The sequence below is a fragment of the Dietzia sp. CH92 genome (assembly GCF_032248695.1).
In the GTDB taxonomy this organism is placed as follows: domain Bacteria; phylum Actinomycetota; class Actinomycetes; order Mycobacteriales; family Mycobacteriaceae; genus Dietzia.
Genome location: NZ_JAVHXC010000002.1, coordinates 513,156 through 531,834 on the forward strand (window position 1 = coordinate 513,156; position 18,679 = coordinate 531,834).

17 protein-coding genes are annotated in these 18,679 nt (G+C 61.5%); 13 read left to right on the plus strand and 4 right to left on the minus strand.

Going from position 1 to position 18,679, the window contains the following annotated elements; all coding sequences use genetic code 11:
• Window positions 1-42 precede the first annotated feature (42 nt).
• Entirely contained in the window at window positions 43-2,784 is a 2,742-nt protein-coding gene (locus tag RWK90_RS05820) for an EAL domain-containing protein (protein WP_314035693.1), read from the minus strand.
• A gap of 138 nt (window positions 2,785-2,922) precedes the next feature.
• On the opposite strand from RWK90_RS05820, the gene RWK90_RS05825 reads away from it, so the two are divergent.
• The 4 genes from RWK90_RS05825 (at window position 2,923) to RWK90_RS05840 (ending at window position 5,433) form a co-directional block, all read left to right on the plus strand.
• Window positions 2,923-4,365 (plus strand): glycosyltransferase family 2 protein, encoded by a 1,443-nt coding sequence (locus tag RWK90_RS05825; protein ID WP_314035695.1) that lies wholly within the window; start codon window positions 2,923-2,925, stop codon window positions 4,363-4,365.
• Window positions 4,362-4,643 (plus strand): hypothetical protein, encoded by a 282-nt coding sequence (locus RWK90_RS05830; protein ID WP_314035697.1) that lies wholly within the window; start codon window positions 4,362-4,364, stop codon window positions 4,641-4,643. Before RWK90_RS05825 ends, RWK90_RS05830 begins: the two co-directional genes overlap by 4 nt.
• A gap of 7 nt (window positions 4,644-4,650) precedes the next feature.
• Window positions 4,651-5,076, plus strand: a complete 426-nt coding sequence (locus RWK90_RS05835) for a hypothetical protein (RefSeq protein ID WP_314035699.1) — start codon at window positions 4,651-4,653, stop codon at window positions 5,074-5,076.
• A 132-nt stretch (window positions 5,077-5,208) separates the two neighbouring features.
• Window positions 5,209-5,433: a hypothetical protein gene (locus RWK90_RS05840; protein ID WP_314035701.1), complete on the plus strand. Its 225-nt coding sequence runs from the start codon at window positions 5,209-5,211 to the stop codon at window positions 5,431-5,433.
• A gap of 124 nt (window positions 5,434-5,557) precedes the next feature.
• Here RWK90_RS05840 and RWK90_RS05845 read toward each other — a convergent pair whose 3' ends face one another.
• The 3 genes from RWK90_RS05845 to RWK90_RS05855 form a co-directional block, all read right to left on the minus strand.
• Complete coding sequence (locus tag RWK90_RS05845; RefSeq protein WP_314035703.1) at window positions 5,558-6,265, minus strand: alpha/beta hydrolase; 708 nt, start codon at window positions 6,263-6,265, stop codon at window positions 5,558-5,560.
• Window positions 6,266-6,722: 457 nt separating this feature from the next.
• On the minus strand, window positions 6,723-7,694 hold the full coding sequence (locus tag RWK90_RS05850) for a glycosyltransferase (protein ID WP_314035705.1): 972 nt from the start codon (window positions 7,692-7,694) through the stop codon (window positions 6,723-6,725).
• 205 nt (window positions 7,695-7,899) lie between these two features.
• Entirely contained in the window at window positions 7,900-9,162 is a 1,263-nt protein-coding gene (locus tag RWK90_RS05855; protein WP_314035707.1) for a nucleotide sugar dehydrogenase, read from the minus strand.
• Window positions 9,163-9,445: 283 nt separating this feature from the next.
• On the opposite strand from RWK90_RS05855, the gene RWK90_RS05860 reads away from it, so the two are divergent.
• The 9 genes from RWK90_RS05860 to RWK90_RS05895 all read left to right on the plus strand — a co-directional run bounded on the left by RWK90_RS05860 (window position 9,446) and on the right by RWK90_RS05895 (window position 18,505).
• Window positions 9,446-10,144, plus strand: coding sequence for a PIG-L deacetylase family protein (locus tag RWK90_RS05860; RefSeq protein WP_314035708.1), 699 nt, complete (start codon window positions 9,446-9,448; stop codon window positions 10,142-10,144).
• Entirely contained in the window at window positions 10,141-10,713 is a 573-nt protein-coding gene (locus RWK90_RS05865) for a sugar transferase (RefSeq protein ID WP_314035710.1), read from the plus strand. Before RWK90_RS05860 ends, RWK90_RS05865 begins: the two co-directional genes overlap by 4 nt.
• A gap of 11 nt (window positions 10,714-10,724) precedes the next feature.
• Window positions 10,725-11,546, plus strand: a complete 822-nt coding sequence (locus tag RWK90_RS05870; RefSeq protein WP_314035712.1) for a formyltransferase family protein — start codon at window positions 10,725-10,727, stop codon at window positions 11,544-11,546.
• 74 nt (window positions 11,547-11,620) lie between these two features.
• The gene (locus RWK90_RS05875; protein WP_314035938.1) at window positions 11,621-12,865 is read left to right on the plus strand and encodes a glycosyltransferase family 4 protein; all 1,245 of its coding nucleotides are present in this window, start codon (window positions 11,621-11,623) and stop codon (window positions 12,863-12,865) included.
• A 2-nt stretch (window positions 12,866-12,867) separates the two neighbouring features.
• Window positions 12,868-13,770 (plus strand): NAD-dependent epimerase/dehydratase family protein, encoded by a 903-nt coding sequence (locus tag RWK90_RS17340; protein ID WP_396230278.1) that lies wholly within the window; start codon window positions 12,868-12,870, stop codon window positions 13,768-13,770.
• A complete protein-coding gene (locus RWK90_RS05880) occupies window positions 13,767-14,795 on the plus strand; it encodes an SDR family NAD(P)-dependent oxidoreductase (RefSeq protein ID WP_314035714.1) in 1,029 nt (342 codons plus the stop codon). The genes RWK90_RS17340 and RWK90_RS05880 overlap by 4 nt, the downstream gene beginning before the upstream one ends.
• Window positions 14,795-15,913 carry an NAD-dependent epimerase/dehydratase family protein gene (locus RWK90_RS05885; RefSeq protein WP_314035717.1) on the plus strand — a complete coding sequence of 373 codons (1,119 nt, stop codon included), beginning with the start codon at window positions 14,795-14,797 and terminating at the stop codon, window positions 15,911-15,913. Before RWK90_RS05880 ends, RWK90_RS05885 begins: the two co-directional genes overlap by 1 nt.
• The gene (wecB, locus tag RWK90_RS05890; RefSeq protein WP_314035719.1) at window positions 15,910-17,046 is read left to right on the plus strand and encodes a non-hydrolyzing UDP-N-acetylglucosamine 2-epimerase; all 1,137 of its coding nucleotides are present in this window, start codon (window positions 15,910-15,912) and stop codon (window positions 17,044-17,046) included. Before RWK90_RS05885 ends, wecB begins: the two co-directional genes overlap by 4 nt.
• Before the next feature lie 334 nt (window positions 17,047-17,380).
• A complete protein-coding gene (locus RWK90_RS05895) occupies window positions 17,381-18,505 on the plus strand; it encodes a hypothetical protein (protein WP_314035721.1) in 1,125 nt (374 codons plus the stop codon).
• Window positions 18,506-18,679 lie beyond the last annotated feature (174 nt).

Genomic DNA, 18,679 nt, shown 5'->3' on the forward strand with positions numbered 1-18,679 from the left:
AGCCGACCTCCCGCAGGCGTCCGGCCCGAGGAACCGGCCGCCTCAGCCCCGGTAGGCGCCGGGCCCGTCGCCACCCACGCTGCCCATCTCCCGGCCGCCCACGCCAGCACCCGCACCGGCGCGGACACCCGCGCCGGCCTCGCCACCGCCCCCATCCAGGTGCCGGGCCACGAACTCACCCTCCGGGCACGGCCGCCCGATCCCGAACCCCTGGGCGAGGTGAATCTTCTCCACGCGGACCAGGTCCATCACGGCGTCGGATTCCACGTTCTCGGCCACGACCTGCATCTGCAGCTGCCCGGCGAGGTCGACGATCGACCGGACAATCGTGCGGTCGGTCGCGGAGGTGTCCATGGCGGTGATGAACTCGCCGTTGACCTTCACGTAGTCGAACAGCAGGTGCTTGAGGTAGATGAACGAGCCGAAGCCGGTGCCGAAGTCATCGATCGCCAGGCGGACCCCGGCGGCGCGGAGCCGCTGCGCCTGAGCCTTGGCGGTGGGGACGTCGTCGATCTGGGCGGTCTCGGTCAACTCGATCACCACCGCGCTCGCCGGCACACCGTGCTCGACCAGGCTGGTGTGCAGCGTGCGTTCGATCTCGGCGTTCCCGATCGACTGCGCTGAGCAGTTGATCCAGACGCAGAAGCCGGGGTCCACCGCGCGCAGTCGCGCGGCCATGGCGACGGCCGCGCGGACCACCCAGCGGTCGAGCAGGACGGCGATGCCCGCCCGCTCGGCGACCGGGACGAACTCCGACGGGGAGACCAGCTCGCCGCCGTCGAGGAGCCGGACGAGCACCTCGGCGCCGATCACGGCGTGGGAGTCCACGTCGATGATCGGCTGGAGGTGCAGGACCAGCTCGTCGTTCTCCACCGCCCGCTCCACGAGCGTCTTCCACTCCGCGGGCGTGCGCGTGTGGTTCCGGTCCTCGCGGCAGTGGCCCACGATGAGGAACCCGTCCCGCCCAGAGTTCTTCACGTCGTACATCAACTTGTCCGCCAGCAGCAGCGGGGCGGTGCCCTCGTCGTCGGCGGCGTCAAAGGTCACTCCCCCGATCGACGCGGACAGCGCACGCCCGGCCCCGTCGAGGGTATGGGCGTAGCCACGTATGCGCTCGATGAGCGTGGCCGCCAGCGCCTGGAGCCGGTCCCGGTCCGCCCCGGGGATGAGGATCGCGAACTCGTCCCCGCCGAACCGGGTGACGAAATCGGACGGGTCGGTGGTCGAGGTGAGGATCCACGAGACTTCCGTGAGGACCTTGTCGCCGACGGAATGGCCGAAGGTGTCGTTGATCTCCTTGAAGCCGTCCAGGTCCAGGACCAGGACTCCGCTGCCGGTGCCCTCGAGGCGGTGGAGGTCGTAGTGGCGGGCGATCTCGCGGTCGAAGCGTCGGCGGTTGAGCAGACCGGTCAGCGGGTCGCTCTCGGCCAGGACCTCCAGCTCGCTCAGGACGCGGTGGTGCTCGCTCACGTCCCGGATGAGCAGCAGCGCGCGCTCGGGTTCGCCGCCGCCCTCGGCCACCAGCGGGGCCGCGGTGAGTTCAAAGGCCTGTTCCGTGCCGGCGCGGTCGACGTGGAGGAACCGGTGGCCCCGGACGGTCTCGCCGCGCAGCGCCCTGGCGGACGGGGTTTCCTCGCGGGCCGCGGCGTCGTGATGGCCGTGCGGCTCGCGGACCAGGCGGGTCAGCCCGTCCCGGCCCGTGGTGACGAACTGCTCCCCGGCGGCGTTGAGCGGGGTCGCCACGCCGGCCCGGTCCACGATGATCAGCGCGTCGGGGATGGTCTGGTTGACGGTGCGGAGCTGGACCGCGCGGGTCTCGGCGGTGGCTGCGATGCTGGTGAGCTGGTCGTTCAGCCGGACGAACTCGTTCACGCCGGTCGCCATCACCAGGGCGATCAGGTAGGCCACGATCATCGCCTGGTTGATCTGCAGGGACCAGGACACGGGATCGAAGTCGTCCCCCAGGGCGAGGCCCTCGCTGTACCACCCCAGCCCGCCCACCACGAGCACCGTGAACAGCGCATGGACGGCGGCGGCGGACGGGCTGCACCGCACTCCGCTCCAAAACAGCGGCAGCAGGACGATCAGCACCAGCGGGACGAAGGGGCTCAGGAGGTAGGCGATCACCGCCAGCGCGGTGGTGGCCACGTACGCCATGACCAGGTCCGACACCGGGTACCGCCGCGAGTCCCCGCGCCGGGCCACCAGGGCGAGCCCGGTGCCGGCGATCATGAGGACGTTGGCCAGGGTGCGCACCACCCACACGCACCCTTCGACGAAGCTCGGCACCGAACCGTCCAGGGTGAGCGCGACCGCGGCGATCCCCCAGGACAGCGACGCCCCGATGGCGGTGGCCGCGACCAGTCGGAACACGTCGGCGGGGACGGTCATCCGGCTGATGACCTCCCAGGCGGGCAACGGCGGCGACGAGCGGGCGCGGGAGGCGAACCCCAGACGGCGCCCGACCGGCACCAGGGCGAGGGAGACCCATCTCGTCACCAGGGCGGCGACGAGGTTGGCCACGGCCAGGACGAACGCCTGCGCGGGCGCCACGCCGGTGGCCACGGGCACCGCGGTGAGGATCACCAGGGTCAGGGCGACGAAGGCGGCGTAGTCCCGCGCGCTGCGGACGAGCAGCACCCAGAGGATGATCACGCCCACCGCCGGCCAGTACAGCGCCAGGCCCGAGGCCTGGGGCGCGCCCATCCGCCCGACCAGGGTGGCCACGACCAGGCCCGCGGCGGACAGCGCGAGCCGTTGGCCACTCATCGTCGGAGATTTCATCACGGAATCCTAACAACGGCCCCGGGCCGTCGACCGCGTTCCGCCCCTGCATTTGTCAGACGATGTGACGGTGACTAAGTTCTTATATGCGCCCGTCCGGCATGGGTGTGAGCACCTAACAGGACGGCGGGACGAAAAGTGCGCAAGAGCGGGTTCAGCATGGGCCGTGCGGTCGGTGTGGCCGTGATCGGTCTGGCGGCGATGGGCGGGCTGATGCTCTGGCTCGCGCTCGCCCTGTCGGAGAACCGGGCGCTGCAGGCGCAGGAGGGCCTCCTCTTTGGTACCTGGCGCGTGCTGTACGACACGTATGCGCCCTCGGCCGGGGTGATGGCGGCCGCCTTCGTCGTCGCCCTCGTCTTTGTGGCCATCGCCACCGGCGTGGAAACCACGGTCGCCACCCGCTACCGACGCGCCACCGACGCGGTGGATAAACCACTGGCACCGAAGATCGTCATGGCCCGGACCCGCGGCGTGTTCCACGGGCCGGTGACCATCACGGTCCTCATCCCCGCGCACAACGAGCAGGACCGGATCACGGCGACCATCACGTCGCTGCAGACCCAGGCCGACCCGCCGGAGCGGATCGTGGTGGTGGCGGACAACTGCACCGACGCCACGCCCGACCTCGCGCGCGCCGCCGGGGTCGAGGTGTTCATCACCCGCGGCAACGTCCACAAGAAGGGCGGCGCCCTCAACCAGGCCCTGGCCGACCTGCTGCCGGAGCTGGGCGAGAACGACTGCGTCATGGTGATGGACGCCGACACGGTCCTGGACCAGGGCTACCTCACCGCGGCGCGGCGCCGCTTCACCGACGACCGCGCGCTCATGGCGGTGGGCGGCCTGTTCTACGGCGAGGACGGCGCCGGCCTGCTGGGCCAGTTCCAGCGCAACGAGTACACGCGCTACAGCCGCGACATCCGGCGGCGCCGCGGCCGCGTGTTCGTCCTCACCGGCACCGCGTCGGTGTTCCGTTCCCGCGCGCTGCGCACCGTCGCCGCCGCACGCGGCACCCGGATCCCCGGGCGCACCGGGGACGTCTACGACACGGCCGCGCTGACGGAGGACAACGAGCTCACCCTGGCGCTCAAGTCCCTCGGCGGGCTCATGGTCTCCCCGCAGGAGTGCACGGTGGTCACCGAGGTCATGCCCACGTGGCAGGCGCTGTGGCACCAGCGGCTGCGCTGGCAGCGGGGCGCGCTGGAGAACCTCGCGGCGTACGGCATCACGCCGCAGACGACCCGCTACTGGTTCCAGCAGCTGGGGATCGGCTACGGCGCCATCGCACTCTCGAGCTACCTGCTGCTCATCGTGATCACCGCCCTCGCGCTGGACCAGTGGGTCTGGTACCCGTTCTGGGGCGCGCTGGGATTGTTGTTCATGCTCGAGCGGCTGGTCGGGGTGTGGCGCTCCGACGTGCGCGCCAAGCTCGCGGCCGTCGCGCTCGTCCCGGAGCTGGTCTACGCCACGTTCCTCAACGTGGTGTTCCTCAAGGGAGTGGTGGACATCCTCCTGGCCCGCCAGGCCAATTGGGGCCACGTGGTGCGGGACGCCGACGGCGCGACCCGGGTGGCCGGCGCATGAGCGGGGCCGTCAGCGGTGTGGCGCCGCACGAGATGATCCTGGCGGGGCTCGTCCTGCCGGAGTCGGTCCTGTCCTCGGGGTGGTTCGCGGTTCTCGCGGCGTTCGTGGCGATCAACACGGTCATGTACGTGACGTTGGCGGTGACCAAGACGCTGCCGAAGATCCACGTCCGCGACCTGCTGCCGCGCACCTACGTCCGGTCGGAGACGCGCAGCATCCACCCGGACCACGCCGAGCCGGGGCCTCGCGCGGCGCACCGCCCGGCCGAGCAGGAGTGAGCCCGCCGTGTTCTCCTCCTCCACCGGGCGCCTCGCCCGCCTCGAGATCGGTGGCCTGTGCGCTGTCCTGGCCCTCCTCCTGGCGGTGGTCGGGCTGGCCCGGGCGGGCGGCGACACCGCCGAGGTGCCGCCACCTCCCCCGGCCGGCCAGGCGGGGGCGATGAAGGCGGCGACGGACCTGACGCCGTGGACCTTCACGATCGACGAGGCGTACGCGTACGGCGAGCGGGCGTGTGAGGACATCCGGGATCCGCACTACGACGGGTTCGGCGGCTTCTACATGGGGGTGCGCAAGACGTGGGTCGCGATGCGGCTGGACGCGCACGGCCTGTCGAGTGAGGAGCAGGTGGAGCATCACCGGCGCCTGTACGCCGAGGCGGTGCGCTCCCTGTGTCCGGAGCTCGAGGCGCAGTTGCCGCCCCTGTATCGCTGACGCCCGCGCGTCCCCTCGGGGCGCCGGTGTCTGGCAATCCGGTAATTCCTCGCGCCGCGGATGTATTTACCCGTTACCATCACATCGCTTCTCGCGGGGTGTCCGTGCGGCGAGCTTTCTGGGAGGGAACGGATGACGGTATCGACGTGGACGGTGGAGACCCTGGGCCTGGGCGATTTCTCGGAGGTGTACTCCGAGGAGTTGCAGACGTGGGTCAGGGCGATCAAGCGTGTGCGCCGCCGGGATGGTCAGGTGTCGGCGACGGGCCCCACGGAGAGTGGTGAGCGGGTCACGGTGATGATGCCGATCGGTTCCACGTGGACGGTGCGGTACGCGGGGTGTACGGACGACAAGTGACGGGCGGCCGCTGAGGGCCGGCCGGCCCGCCGCGTGAGGGGTGGGGCTGGGACGGGGTCGACGACGACGAGGTCCTCCTCCCCCACCCGGCCTGCGGCCTCCGGGATGCGCGGAACCGGTGGCGTCAGCGTCCGAGGGAGCTGAGCCAGTCGCTGATCGCGCTGGCCAGCTGGTCCGGGGCCTCCACGGGCAGCATGTGTCCGGTCTCGGGGATCTCGACGTAGGTCACATGCGGCGCCGCATTCGCCTCCGCCCAACGGCGTTGTTCTTCCGTTAGCACCACCTGGTCGTGTGAGGCGCCCACGATCAGCACCGGGCACGGCGCCTTCGCGGGGAAATCCCAGCGGTCGGGCCGTGCGCCGATCGCGATGGAGTGGGCGGCGAACCGCTGGGGCCCGTACACCCGCGCGGCGCGCAGTCGCTCGGCGCGGACCTGCGGGTCGTGGCCGCGGTCGCCGTAGTAGACGGCCTCCATGCCGTCGAGGGCGATCTCCTCGTATTGCTCCTGGCTCAGGCCGGCTGCCCGTGCTGCCCGCGCCTTCGCGGATTGCGGGTCTTCGGCGCCCACCGGCGCGGTCACCAGGACGAGCCCTGCCAGCAGCTGGGGGTGCCGCTCGGCGAGGTGCATGGCGACCACTCCCCCGAGCGAATGCCCCACCACCACGCTGCCGGGCGCGATCTGCTCGGCCACCTCGTCGGCGAGTGCGTCCAGGTTTGCAACGGCCGGGAGGTCGAGGGCCGTGGCGCTCAGCTCGTGGGGCAAGGCGCGGATGACCGGGGCCCACGTCTGGGCGTCGCCGTGCAGGCCGGGGAGGAACACCAAAGTCGTCATGGGCTCGACCGTACGCGCGCCAGCAGCTGCCAGCCCTGGCCCGGCAAGTCCGACACGCGGCCGCCGAGGCGTCCTGTCTCGCCGTGGAGGTAGCGGTGACCCGTACGCCCAAACCTCGGGGCCCGCTGCTGGATTTCGCGCACACCAAGCATCGACACGTAATGTGAATCCCAGCTGACGGTTCACAACACATTCTTTGGTGTCACGCCTGCAAAGACCCTTATAGTAGGCCGACAAACGCCGAGAGTAACAGGGCCGGTCGAAGCAAGCTAACGGCCCTACGAGGCCTTCAGTGGGAGATGGGCCTCTATAAACATTCAAACCGCAAGCTTACCCGCGCCGCCGACGATGTTAAATGAACGCCGAACCGGGACTCCACCTATTCAACGTTGCTACTTCGTGACAGGAACACCACGCAAGCATGGCCTCACTCAAAACGCAACGCGAGACGGCCGCACTAAACCCCCAGGGCGCTTTTTGCAATTATGTCAAAGACAGAGGGGCCTTCTTGTTCTGCCCGCCAGCGCTCATAAGCATCAGCAGCCTCAGACTTCATACGCGACCTGACCGACCGGGGCAGCGAACAATAATCCTTCAACTCTGCCGACCATGCGTCAACAGTGTGATTGGCCACGATTCGCCCTCCCCCGTCCATTATGACATCTGTCCACGGGGTAACGTCTTCCACGAAAGTCGGGCACCCCGCCGAGAGGCTCTCCGCGATTGCGTGCCCGAAGTTCTCGTGTTCGGTCGGCAGAAAAAAAGCGTCGGCTTCGGCAAACAAACCTCGCACCTTCGAATTTTCCACCCCACCGCAGAAAACCACATCGACGTTCGACGGAAGGCGACTGGCAAGCTCTTCGCATCGCCGCAAATATGCAGAATTTTGAGCAGTACCGTAGATCTTAAGCGTCACGCCGACCTCAACTTGACCAAGGGCTTCCAACAGCAGAGTCACACCCTTTATCTCGGAGATTCTACTGACGAAGATTAGGTGGACATTATCGGTGCCAGAACTAGGGCAACGCATCGCCGTCAGGGGCAGAATCGACTCATTGAGCCGAACTACGACTGCAGCCCGCGGTTGGTAAGTCCTAATCTCGCCAGCCTCGACCTCACTGGAGGCGTGCCAGATCACACCGCTGTGCAGACGAGTCAGCCGCGACGCTATCAGGAACACCTTTTTCTTCAACGCCTTCTTCGCGAGAGCCGCAGTTCCGAACTCACCTCGGGGCGCCACAACCATCACCGCGTTACCGAAGATTCTAAACTTCGATAGGAGCATTGGCAGAATCGAGAATTTGGGGTCCAAGAAGCTATTAATGTACACGAAATCCGGATTGAGTCTTGAACCCTGCCAAAGCGCTCTGATTAGAGACCCAAGGTGCCGCTTTCTGGCGTAGAGCACCGACGCCTTATCTCGGACCACCCATGTGTCCGTAGGCACTCCTAGTGCCTTTGACTCCCCCCAATCCGTGTCTGACGAAATGACGTAGAAACGATAGCGATCTCCGTGCGTTTCAACCATAGCTTCGGTCGTCCGGATCGGGCCACCACCGCGAAAGGCCGGCGGATACAGCGGTGCAAGAAGAAGGACGGACGGCCCCTCATCCCCCCGAGCCGCGGCTCGAGAATCATAGCCGAACGACATTCTTATGGTCACCCCCCGTAGCCCCTCTAGTGTCAAAGAAGGCACGAGACAGGGAGGCGAGACGTTCCACATTATACGCACGGTGATTCTGGAGAAGAATCGTCAAATCCGCGTCAGCAGCAGCAGATTCAACGTCGTCGGCACGATGGGCGCTTGAAACTCTCGACCAATCCTCCACAAGCGGGTCGTGGAAGTGAACCACCGCGCCGTTCGATATGAGCTTCTCGGCGACTGAGGCAGCCGGGGACTCTCGCTGGTCCGCAATATCCGGTTTGTACGTAACCCCGAGGAGCAATATATGGGAACCGCGCAGCGCCATGGCCCGGTCGTTCAGTATCTCCTGGGCGCGTTCGACGATATAAGCCGGCATCCTCGCGTTGACTTCTTGGGCGAGTTCCACGAACCGGAACGGGTAGCCAAGCCGAGCTTTCACGTTGTGCGAAAGGTAGTTCGGGTCAATGGGAATACAGTGTCCCCCAACGCCCGGGCCTGGGTAAAAAGCTTGAAAACCAAAGGGTTTTGACTTTGCGGCCCCTATTACATCCCACAAATCAATGTTCAAATCGTGGCAAAACCTGGCCATTTCGTTGACGAGCGCAATATTTACATGCCGGTAAGTATTCTCAAGCAGTTTCGCCATTTCTGCTTCTCGGGTTCCACGTGTGCGAATAGTTTGGTTAACAAACTTCGAGTAGAACTCGACGGCACAGTCGGCACACGCCTCCGTGAACCCGCCGACAACTTTCGGCGTATTCTTCGCTCCGAACTCCGGATTTCCCGGGTCTATACGCTCAGGAGAGAAAGCCAGAAAAAAATCCGAACCCGCGGTCAATCCGCTGGATTCTAAGAGTGGTCGGACCACCTCGTCTGTAGTACCCGGGTATGTGGTTGACTCCAAAATGACAAGCATCCCGCGATGGATATGTTCGGCAATCATCGTCATGGCAGACGTCACTGCGCTAAGGTCCGGCCCCCCGCCCGCCGAAAGCGGCGTAGGGACACAAACGACCGCAACGGCCGCCTCGTTCAGCACGGCCGGGTCGGTCGAGGCACGAAAACCGCTCCTCAACATCTCCTCGACGTCCTCATCGGAAAGATCGTCGATGTGTGATCGCCCGTTGTTGATAGCACTTGCTACACGCTGGTCGACATCGAGGCCCACAACCTCCAGCCCCGCCAGTGCAGCTTCTCTAGCCAACGGAAGGCCCACATACCCCAATCCCACTATTACCGCTCGCATGCTCATAAAGGTCCTCCAGGGACGTCAGCGTATGATTGCGCCGCCGATATTCCGCCGACGCGTACCGGCCCTCCGACGTTGTATAAGCCGACAAGGGACGGTACGCGCCTACGTTACTCGGGCAAGGCGGCACCGTCGCCGACCCTAGCCGTCGAGACGACACTCCACTCGTCTACGGCGAGCCATCAGTCTCACCAGCCCCACCCATGGGCGATCAACGTTCACGCAGCCATCCGGACCCGAACATGCGCTACCGTTGCGACCGCCCCCACGAGAGAGGTCAGGTTCAATGCCAGAAAGCGTCTTGGTGGTCGTCGCCCACCCCGACGATGAGTCCCTGGGATGCGGCGCAACCGCCAGGGCGCTCACCGAAGCGGGACATGACGTGCGCACAATAATTCTTTCAGGCGAAGTGACCGCTCGAGCCCACAGGCCGTCGGACGAAAGTCTGATTGCCGACACGCGCGAGGCGTCACGTATTCTAGGGATGGCGGAGCCGGTGCTAGGCCCGTTTCCTAACATCAAGATGAACTCGGTCCCGCACCTAGAGTTGGTGCAATTCGTTGAAGCCAACCTCGCTGAGGCGAGCGCCCAGTGGGTAATCACGCACCACCCCCATGACTTAAACGACGATCACCGGCAAGTTAGTTCTGCAACCCAAGCCGCTGCTCGCTTGTTCCAGCGGAACCAATCCGTACCGCCGCTTAACGGGCTCTTCTTTATGGAAATACCCTCGTCGACAGACTGGCAGTTCCCCGGCGCAGGGCACGCGTTTCAGCCGAACGCGTACTTCCCAGTCACTGAGGAACAATTGGACGCTAAGATTGCTGCCTGTAGCGCATATCGGGGGGTGATGCGACCGTTCCCTCACCCACGAAGCCCGGAGGTTATACGCGGATTGGCGGCGGTCCGAGGCGGGCAGTCCGGCCTAGGGAATGCCGAGGCTTTCCAAATCGCTCATCTCCAGTTGCCCCAGGTTCTAGGTTGAGCTCGTATGCGCGCACGTGGAAGCGCGTAACAGACATCACGCTTGCATCGGTGACTCTAGCCGTGATTAGTCCGGTCAGCGGGATAATCGCCGCAGCTATATGGTTGGAAGACCGTGGGCCAGCCATCTTCCGCCAGAAACGGGTAGGCGCAGCAGGGAAAGAGTTCACTATCCTCAAGTTTCGCAGCATGGAGATCGGGACCCCTAGCCGGCCGTCAGACTCCGCAGCCGAATTCGCGATAACCCGGACAGGCAGACTCATTCGTCGTCTGAACTTAGACGAACTCCCCCAACTTGTGAATGTCCTACGGGGGGAGATGTCCATCGTGGGGCCGCGCCCCGCATTGAAGACCCAGACTGAAGTCATCACTGCACGCCAGGCAAACGGCGCGCTTAGTCTGAAGCCTGGGCTCACCGGCCTAGCCCAAATCAACTCGTACGATGGGATGTCGCCGGTAGAAAAAGCGCGGTTTGACGGCGAGTACGCATCTCGCGTCTCCTTCCGCCTTGACTGTGAGATTATCCTTAGAACTTTCGGCTACTTACTTAAACCGCCGCCGACATACTGACAAGGTTACCAATGCGCTTCGGATTTGTTACATGCGTCGAGCTGGGACTTTCCTGCATCGATGAAGTAGTTTCACTCGGCGGTAAGTTCGACCTTTTAATAACCCTTAACGATGATAAGTCCATCACGAAGTCCGGTCGAGTCTACCTAGACGGGATAGCGGCAAAACACCGTATTCCTTTGGTGAAAGTCGACCACATCAATGAGCCTGACTCAATCGCGGCCATACGCGAGGCGAGACTGGATTGGCTATTTATAATCGGGTGGTCTCAGATTGCCTCCGAGGAGGTTCTGAACTCCGCCGCACGGGGCGTCCTTGGTATGCATCCCACACTGCTCCCGCAAGGTCGAGGCCGCGCTGCCGTCCCATGGGCAATCATCAAAGACCTTCCGCACACTGGGGTCACACTTTTCGCTCTAGATTCCGGCGTCGATACGGGCCCGATTGTCGACCAAGTCTCGATACCGCTAGCCCCGCGCGAGACCGCCAGTTCGCTTTACGCGAAGGTTAACGAGGCGCATAGAACCCTGATACGCAAGGCGTGGCCGGCGCTAGTTTCGGGGACATGCCGGTTTGAAACCCAAGACGAATCGCTGGCGACTGAATGGCCCGCCCGAACGCCTGAGGACGGCAGGATCGTATCAACGATGACAGTCGCCGAAGTTGACAGGTTAGTTCGTGCAGTTACTAGGCCCTATCCAGGAGCCTTCTGGGACCAGGAAGGGAGGCGAGCAAGAGTATGGGCTGGCGGTGTGCAGCGAAGTGCAGTCGGTGCGCTCCAAATTAGGGTCTCTGACGGTTTATTCTACGCTACCGAGTTCGAGTGGGAGTAGGAACAAACTTAGAGTTGGCAGATTGATCCTGTTCGGTAAGAATACGGAAGTGGAGGCGCGTTGTGAGAGTAGGGATGGTCAGTCACTGGTTCGATCCAGAAGGCGGCGCGGCCGCAGGACCCGGCACGATCGCCCGCGCGATACAACGTCGTGGCCATCAGGTTGACGTCTTAACTGGATATCCGATTTACCCAGCCGGCAAAATTTTTCCTGGCTATCGAATTCGGCCCTACAGCCGCGAAACTCTCCGCGGTATAGCGGTGCATCGTGTACCCGCTTATCCGAGTCACGACGACAACGCGACGCGACGAATGGCAAACTACTTAACATTTGCCGCTTCGTCTTCACTAGCTGCGCCAGCCGCCTTGGGGGCCTCGGACGTGGTTCTCGTTTACTCATCCCCGGCTACCGCAGCTACTGCTGCAGTCCCGTTAAAAATGCTGAGGCGCGTCCCATTCGTGCTCCACATTCAAGACCTCTGGCCCGACACGGTGACTTCGAGTGGCTTCGTGACGGGTCCAACATCATCCTTTATGGACCGAACAATCGCGCGCTATTGCAACGCGGTATACCGCAGCGCGGCGCACATCGCGGTGATCTCTCCTGGAATGGTGGAAACACTGCGTGAACGAGGCGTTCCGGACCAAAAAATTAGTGTCGTTCCAAACTGGGCCGAGGAATCCTCGTTCTACCCCACGGCTAGGGACGCCTCCTTAGCATCGGCGTTAGGTATAAACCGCGCCTTTAACGTTATGTACGCCGGCAACCACGGTGAAATGCAGAATTTGGAGGTGGTCCTTGAGGCCGCGAACCGGCTGCGTCACCGGAAAGACATTGGCTTCACGCTCGTGGGAGACGGAGTGCGGAAGCATTTTCTGCGCCAGTCCGCCAAAGAGCGAGGCCTAGACAACGTAATCTTCCTGGATCCACAGCCCTTCGATAAGATGGCGGAGATTCTCGCGCTTGGCGATGTCCAACTGGTAACCCTGAAGGATCTCCCCCTTTACCGCATCACTATGCCGAGTAAGATTCAAGCAAATATGGCCGCCGCTCGCCCAATAATCGCTGCAGTGTCCGGCGACGCGGCAGCGGTTGTAGAACAGGCCGATTGCGGTGCTGCCGTGCAACCTGGGGACGTTGATTCCCTGGTTCGCGCGATTATCCAGCTTGCTGAGGCACCACATACAGCACTTGTTGAGCTAGGCAGGAATGCGCGGTCGGCCTACCTGGAGCATTTCTCAGAGCAGTCAGTCGGTGATTCGCTGGAGTCGATACTCGAAACCCACAAGCGGTCGGAAGAGGCGAAGTGCGAAAGATAGTAGTGGTCGGAGCCTCTGGCTTCGTCGGCTCCGCAGTCTGTAAGGCGGTCAGTGAACGCGGACACTCGGTTCAACAGGTTCGTGCGCCGCGACTTAAACACCGCTCCGACACCATTCCAATCACCGAGCTAGCTGCTATACAGGCTGCCGTCGCTGGTAGCTTCGCTCTGGTCAATTGTGCCGGAGTGCCTGACGCCAGTGGAGGCGACTTGTCGCAACTGATCCCAGCGAACGCAACGTTACCGCGGCTGTTAGCAGAGGTCGCGTCCACGGCGGGAGTCCGTTTCATTCATGTGAGCAGCGCAGCCGTCCAAGGACGCGTACCTATCCTGGACGCCCGCACTGACACATCTCCTTTCTCTCCGTATTCGCATTCGAAGGCAGACGGGGAGCGGGCTGCACTTTCGTACCCAGAAACGATCGTATACCGGCCCCCGGGCGTTCACGGCGCCGACCGCGAGGTCACTAAACGGCTTATCAAGTTCGCGAAGTCGCGACTCGCGTCCGTAGCGAAACCCGGTAGTGCCAATACTGCGCAGGCCCTCTTAGACAATGTAGCCGATGCCATCGCCTTTCTCGCCACAACCGACGCCAGCCCCCCATCGATAGTAAGCCACCCTTCGGAGGGCCTGACCGTTCAGTCGCTGTTGGAAGACTTGGGGGGTAAGTCTCCCCTTCGCCTTCCGAGGTGGTTTGCTCGCACCATCGTGGGCTGCGCCTTTCATCTTGCTTGCGTGCGACCAGGATTCGCCGGTATAGCTCGTCGTTTGGAAATACTCTGGTTCGGTCAAGAGCAGGCACCTAGCTGGCTGACCGCTGCAGGTTGGACGCCGCCCATTGCACGAATGGGCTGGAGAGAAGTTGCAGAAATATACCGTACACAAGATAAGTTGGAGAATAGATGATGAAATCTCTGCAAGGCGCCACCGTAGCAATTACCGGTGGTACCGGCTCTTTTGGCTCAACAATGGCGCGCCACTTGTTAGACAATGGTGCGGGCACCGTGCACATATTTAGCCGAGACGAAGCTAAACAAGACGAAATGAGGTCTCGACTGGGTGAGCCACGGCTCAAATTTTTTCTAGGAGACGTACGCGATCCGGAAAGCGTCGAGAACGCGTTCGTCGGAGCGGACTATGTTTTCCACGCCGCAGCGCTTAAACAAGTACCGTCCTGTGAGTTTTTCCCTGACCAGGCCGTTAAGACTAACGTAGACGGCAGTGCCAACGTCATTAGGGCAGCTCATAAGCTCGGCATTAAATCCGTGGTCTGCTTGTCTACTGATAAGGCGGTGTACCCAGTGAACGCGATGGGGATGTCGAAGGGCTTGATGGAAAAGACTGCTCAAGCATTCGCGCGGAACCATCCCGATTCATCGACCACGGTCAGCATTACCCGCTACGGAAACGTCATGTACTCGCGCGGCTCAGTGATTCCTCTCTTTGTTCGTCAGTTGCGAGAAGGCGTACCGATGACTGTGACGGAAGGCAGTATGACTCGGTTCCTGATGAGCCTCCAGGAATCGGTCGACTTGGTCGCGCACGCATTTTTCGAGGCCGAGCCGGGCGACCTCTTCGTCAAGAAGGCGCCTGCTACTACCGTTGAAACACTTGCCCGAGCAACCGCAAAAGTGATGGGCGTCAGTAATCCGCGCATCGCCCATATCGGGATCAGGCACGGTGAAAAGATGTACGAGACTCTACTTTCTCGAGAAGAAATGGCCAAAGCTGACGATCAGGGCGAGTACTTCCGCGTCCCACTAGACGCACGGTCTTTACAATATTCTGTCTATGTCGACGAAGGCAGTACCGATACTGCGAAGCCAAACGATTTTGACTCCAACAACGCCCGCCAACTGAACGTAGACGAGACCGCCGAGCTACTCGGAGCACTACCTGAATTGCAAAACGTCCTCTCAGGGAGGCTTTAATGAAAATTCTAGTTACAGGCGCTGGAGGTTTTCTGGGGTGGCACGTGCGTCTGAGACTTTCCGCACTCACCGACCACGAAGTTATCCCAGTGTATCGGAGTAACTGGCAGGACTTGCCACACTTGATAAAACGAGCCGACTCAGTCATCCACCTAGCAGGAGTGAACCGAGCCGACCGCGATGACGAAGTGGAGGAAGGTAATATTCAACTCGCGTACGATCTTTCCAGCGCTATCAAGGGCGCGGGGAGGGCGATTAAAGTAGTCTTCGCCGGGACAATCCAGACGGATCGAGACAACCCTTACGGCCGAGGCAAGCTCGCCGCACAAAAATTACTGGAAGAAGCGACCCAGGATGTTTCTGGGTCGTTTGTTAACGTCTGTCTCACCAACCTGTTCGGTGAGCACGGAGTGCCGTTCTACAACTCGTTTGTTGCGACCTTTATTCATGCCACCATAGCTGGCAAGAAACCGGCCATCAGCGGGAACTCCGTTGAATTGCTACACGCCCAAGACGCCGCCCAAGCTCTTATAGACGCGCTATCCGCTCGTGACGGTCAAGTTCAGCCGAAGGGTCTAGTGATCGGCGTGAGAGAAGTATGGGATATGTTGCAAGAGTTTCATGAAGCATATGAACATACTGGGGACATTCCGAGCCTCCACAGCAAGTTTCGAATTGACCTATTTAACTCGTATCGATCCGCCCTCTTCCCTTCCCATTATCCCATTCGTTTGCTGCCACACACTGACCCTCGCGGCTCCTTCGTGGAAACAGTACGCTGCCACGGCGGCCAGGGGCAATCGTCCATTAGCACCACAGAAACTGGCGTGACTCGAGGCGAGCATTACCATTTAACTAAGATTGAACGGTTTGCCGTTATTCAGGGAACCGCAGAGATAAGCTTGAGGCGAAAGTTCACTAACGATGTTGTGACCTTTGGCGTTTCGGGCGACAGTCCGGTAGCCATCGACATGCCAGTTGGATGGGTGCACAATATAACAAACACTGGAGATCAACTGTTGATAACCCAATTTTGGAGCCACGAACTCTTCCGCCCAGAATCTCCGGACACTTTCGCGGAACCGGTTCAATTAAGCGAGAAGGAAGATCAGCCATGAAAGTCATGACGATCGTCGGAACGCGACCCGAGCTCATACGTCTCTCCCGAGTGATTAATCGATTAGAAAACACGAACGGGATTGATCATGTCCTAGTCCACACTGGGCAAAATTACGACTACACCCTCAACCAAGTTTTTTTTGAGGATCTCGGAATCCGGCAACCCAATCACATGCTGGGTGTTGACACATCCAGTCTCGGCACCGTCTTGGGTGGCACTCTGATTGCCGCAGAGCAGATAATGACAGCTGAGAAACCCGATGCGGTACTTGTATTGGGTGACACCAATTCGTGCATCGCAGCGCTAATGGCCCGTCGGCTCAAAATTCCTACTTATCATATGGAAGCCGGCAATAGAAGTTTTGACCAGAATGTTCCGGAAGAAACCAACCGCAAAATGGTCGACCACATCGCGGACTTCAATATGGTCTACACGGAGCACGCTCGGCTTAACCTGCTGGCGGAGGGCCTACACCCCCGAAGAATCCTCAAGACCGGATCACCGATGCGAGAGGTGCTCCAGGCTTATAAGAACGAAATTATTTCATCCACGGTTCTAAACGATTTAGGGCTCGAGCAAGGCGAGTTCTTCCTAGTTTCTGCCCACCGGGAAGAGAATGTTGACTCGCCGGCTCGGCTACGTATGCTACTCGAGTGCCTAGTGGCCGTGCGCGAACGCTACAACAAGACCGTTTTCGTCTCGACCCATCCCCGGACTCGAAGGCGACTCGAAGCGCTGGAGGGGTGGAAGGCCCCCGAAGGAATTGTTTTCGCTGATCCGTTGGGTTTCCACGACTACAATCGCCTGCAGACCACTGCGGCGTGCTGCCTTTCTGATTCTGGCACGATCGCCGAGGAATCCGCGATTCTTGGCTTCCCCGCGGTCACACTTCGGGACGCGATCGAGCGGCCCGAGGCTCTGGACGCCGGTAGCATCGTAATGACCGGATTACATCCCGAAGACGTTATTACTGCAGTTGGGCTGGCAATGACCGATACGTCCGGCCCGGGCAAAGTTGGTGGATCCATCCCGGCCGACTACACGATTGAAAATACTTCGGATAGAGTAGTTAATTTCATTCTTTCCACGGCCCGACGCCATCACCAATGGGCCGGCATCAGGTTAGGCTAGCCGCACTCTCGCGCTCTGCGCAAGACCCAACCGCGCTGCGTGCCATCAGAACGCACTTCGCGTAGTCGCACATAGTCAGGGAATATAAATGACGCCGCTTTACCCAAAGCATCTTATCCGAAGGACCCTCGGGGCTAAGAGACTTCAGATTGCCACTGCAGGTGCGGAGCTTTTCCTTCAGCCTATAGGCGACGCAGAAATCGAGCATCGGCAGCTCGCGGAGTTTAATCGGGTCTGGCAATCGGCGACCCGGCTACCGTTTTACCGCGAATGGAAGCGGATACACTCTCTTCCAGACCGGGCGTCATCGTTAAATGATCTCAATACTTGGCCGGTGCTGACCAAACAGCAATTGCGCGAAATGCACGACTTGGTACTGGTTACGAAAGGTGCCGTCGGCACCTATAGGACTAGTGGCTCGACGGGCGAGCCGTATGACTTCCCGCGGGGGCCAAACGAGTTCGCTGACGGCTACATGTCTACCTGGGCGTCGCGAATTCCCAACGGGTTAGAGCCGTTCGACTCCTTCGTACTTGCCGCTAATACAATCTCTGGCTCTGGCGTCTCAGGATACGCCCAAGCAAAAGCGCGTCTCATCCGGGCGGCGAAGGACGTCTCTGGGAATTCATGGAAGGTGAACGGCTTCCTGCCGAATCCATCAGACGCCGATGCAGCTATTCGTGCTTTGAAGTTAGTTCGGCCGAAGTACGTCGTGGGCTACCCGTCAGCCATCGCATCAATTGCCAGGCGCGCAGCGGAAAGGGGTCAATCGTTCGCGCACCTAACCCATGTAATTCTCACCAGTGAGTCAGTCTATGCATCGGACGTTCGGCTGATCGAAGAAGGATTGAGCGTCCGCGTTCTAATCGAATATGGCGCCATAGAGACGGGAGTTATCGCGGGCACATCTGCCGGCGCGAACGGGTGGCCGCTGTCGGTCCTCTGGTGGAGGACCTTGGTGCGGACAGATGCCGATAACGAGGCTATCGTCACTACGCTCAGCAACAGGCTGTTCCCCTTAATCAATTACGGTCTTGGTGACCGGCTATCGCCCACACGCCTAACTGAGGCGGGTTCCGTCGTGACGATCGGGCAGATCGAAGGTCGCTCTCGGGACGTCGTCACCGTTAACGGCCGAGACGGCGCGTTGCGCATCGTCTCGGCGCGGGAAATTTCATCACTGGTACGGGACTTACCCGGAGTTTATTCCGCACAGGTTGCGCAGCCCAGGGAAGGGCTGGCCGAACTACTCGTAGTTGCTCCGGAACTGCCAATTGACCGCGTCGTGCGGCTCATGTCGGACGCTCTCGGCCGCAACCGGCCTGAGTTCGCCCCTGGGTCGGTGCGTGCACGACTCGTTACTCGGCACATCGAGGGTGCTCGCGGAAAGCGAAGCCTCGTTGTTCCCGGTGGTAGCATTCCGTCTGACAGTCCCGTGTTCGACCTCATCCTTCTTTGAAGCGGTATCGAACCCCTCCCAACCACTGCCGCTACCGCCCATGGTGCGGCTGTACGAAGCTAGGTGAGCGATCGCCGCGTTCCGGCCCAGTTAGGCAGCCATCGCCTGTGGAGAAGTTGGCTCTCTGAAGGTTGTAAAGTGCAGGAATGCCAAGTAGATAAGGTCTACACATCT

What these genes read in the sequence shown, in the direction of transcription:
- RWK90_RS05820 (WP_314035693.1), bottom strand. Translation starts at nt 2,784, where the DNA reads ATGAAATCTCCGACGATGAGTGGCCAACGGCTCGCGCTGTCCGCCGCG.
- RWK90_RS05830 (WP_314035697.1), top strand. Translation starts at nt 4,362, where the DNA reads ATGAGCGGGGCCGTCAGCGGTGTGGCGCCGCACGAGATGATCCTGGCG.
- RWK90_RS05840 (WP_314035701.1), top strand. Translation starts at nt 5,209, where the DNA reads ATGACGGTATCGACGTGGACGGTGGAGACCCTGGGCCTGGGCGATTTC.
- RWK90_RS05845 (WP_314035703.1), bottom strand. Translation starts at nt 6,265, where the DNA reads ATGACGACTTTGGTGTTCCTCCCCGGCCTGCACGGCGACGCCCAGACG.
- RWK90_RS05855 (WP_314035707.1), bottom strand. Translation starts at nt 9,162, where the DNA reads ATGAGCATGCGAGCGGTAATAGTGGGATTGGGGTATGTGGGCCTTCCG.
- RWK90_RS05860 (WP_314035708.1), top strand. Translation starts at nt 9,446, where the DNA reads ATGCCAGAAAGCGTCTTGGTGGTCGTCGCCCACCCCGACGATGAGTCC.
- RWK90_RS05870 (WP_314035712.1), top strand. Translation starts at nt 10,725, where the DNA reads ATGCGCTTCGGATTTGTTACATGCGTCGAGCTGGGACTTTCCTGCATC.
- RWK90_RS05875 (WP_314035938.1), top strand. Translation starts at nt 11,621, where the DNA reads ATGGTCAGTCACTGGTTCGATCCAGAAGGCGGCGCGGCCGCAGGACCC.
- RWK90_RS05880 (WP_314035714.1), top strand. Translation starts at nt 13,767, where the DNA reads ATGATGAAATCTCTGCAAGGCGCCACCGTAGCAATTACCGGTGGTACC.
- RWK90_RS05885 (WP_314035717.1), top strand. Translation starts at nt 14,795, where the DNA reads ATGAAAATTCTAGTTACAGGCGCTGGAGGTTTTCTGGGGTGGCACGTG.
- wecB (WP_314035719.1), top strand. Translation starts at nt 15,910, where the DNA reads ATGAAAGTCATGACGATCGTCGGAACGCGACCCGAGCTCATACGTCTC.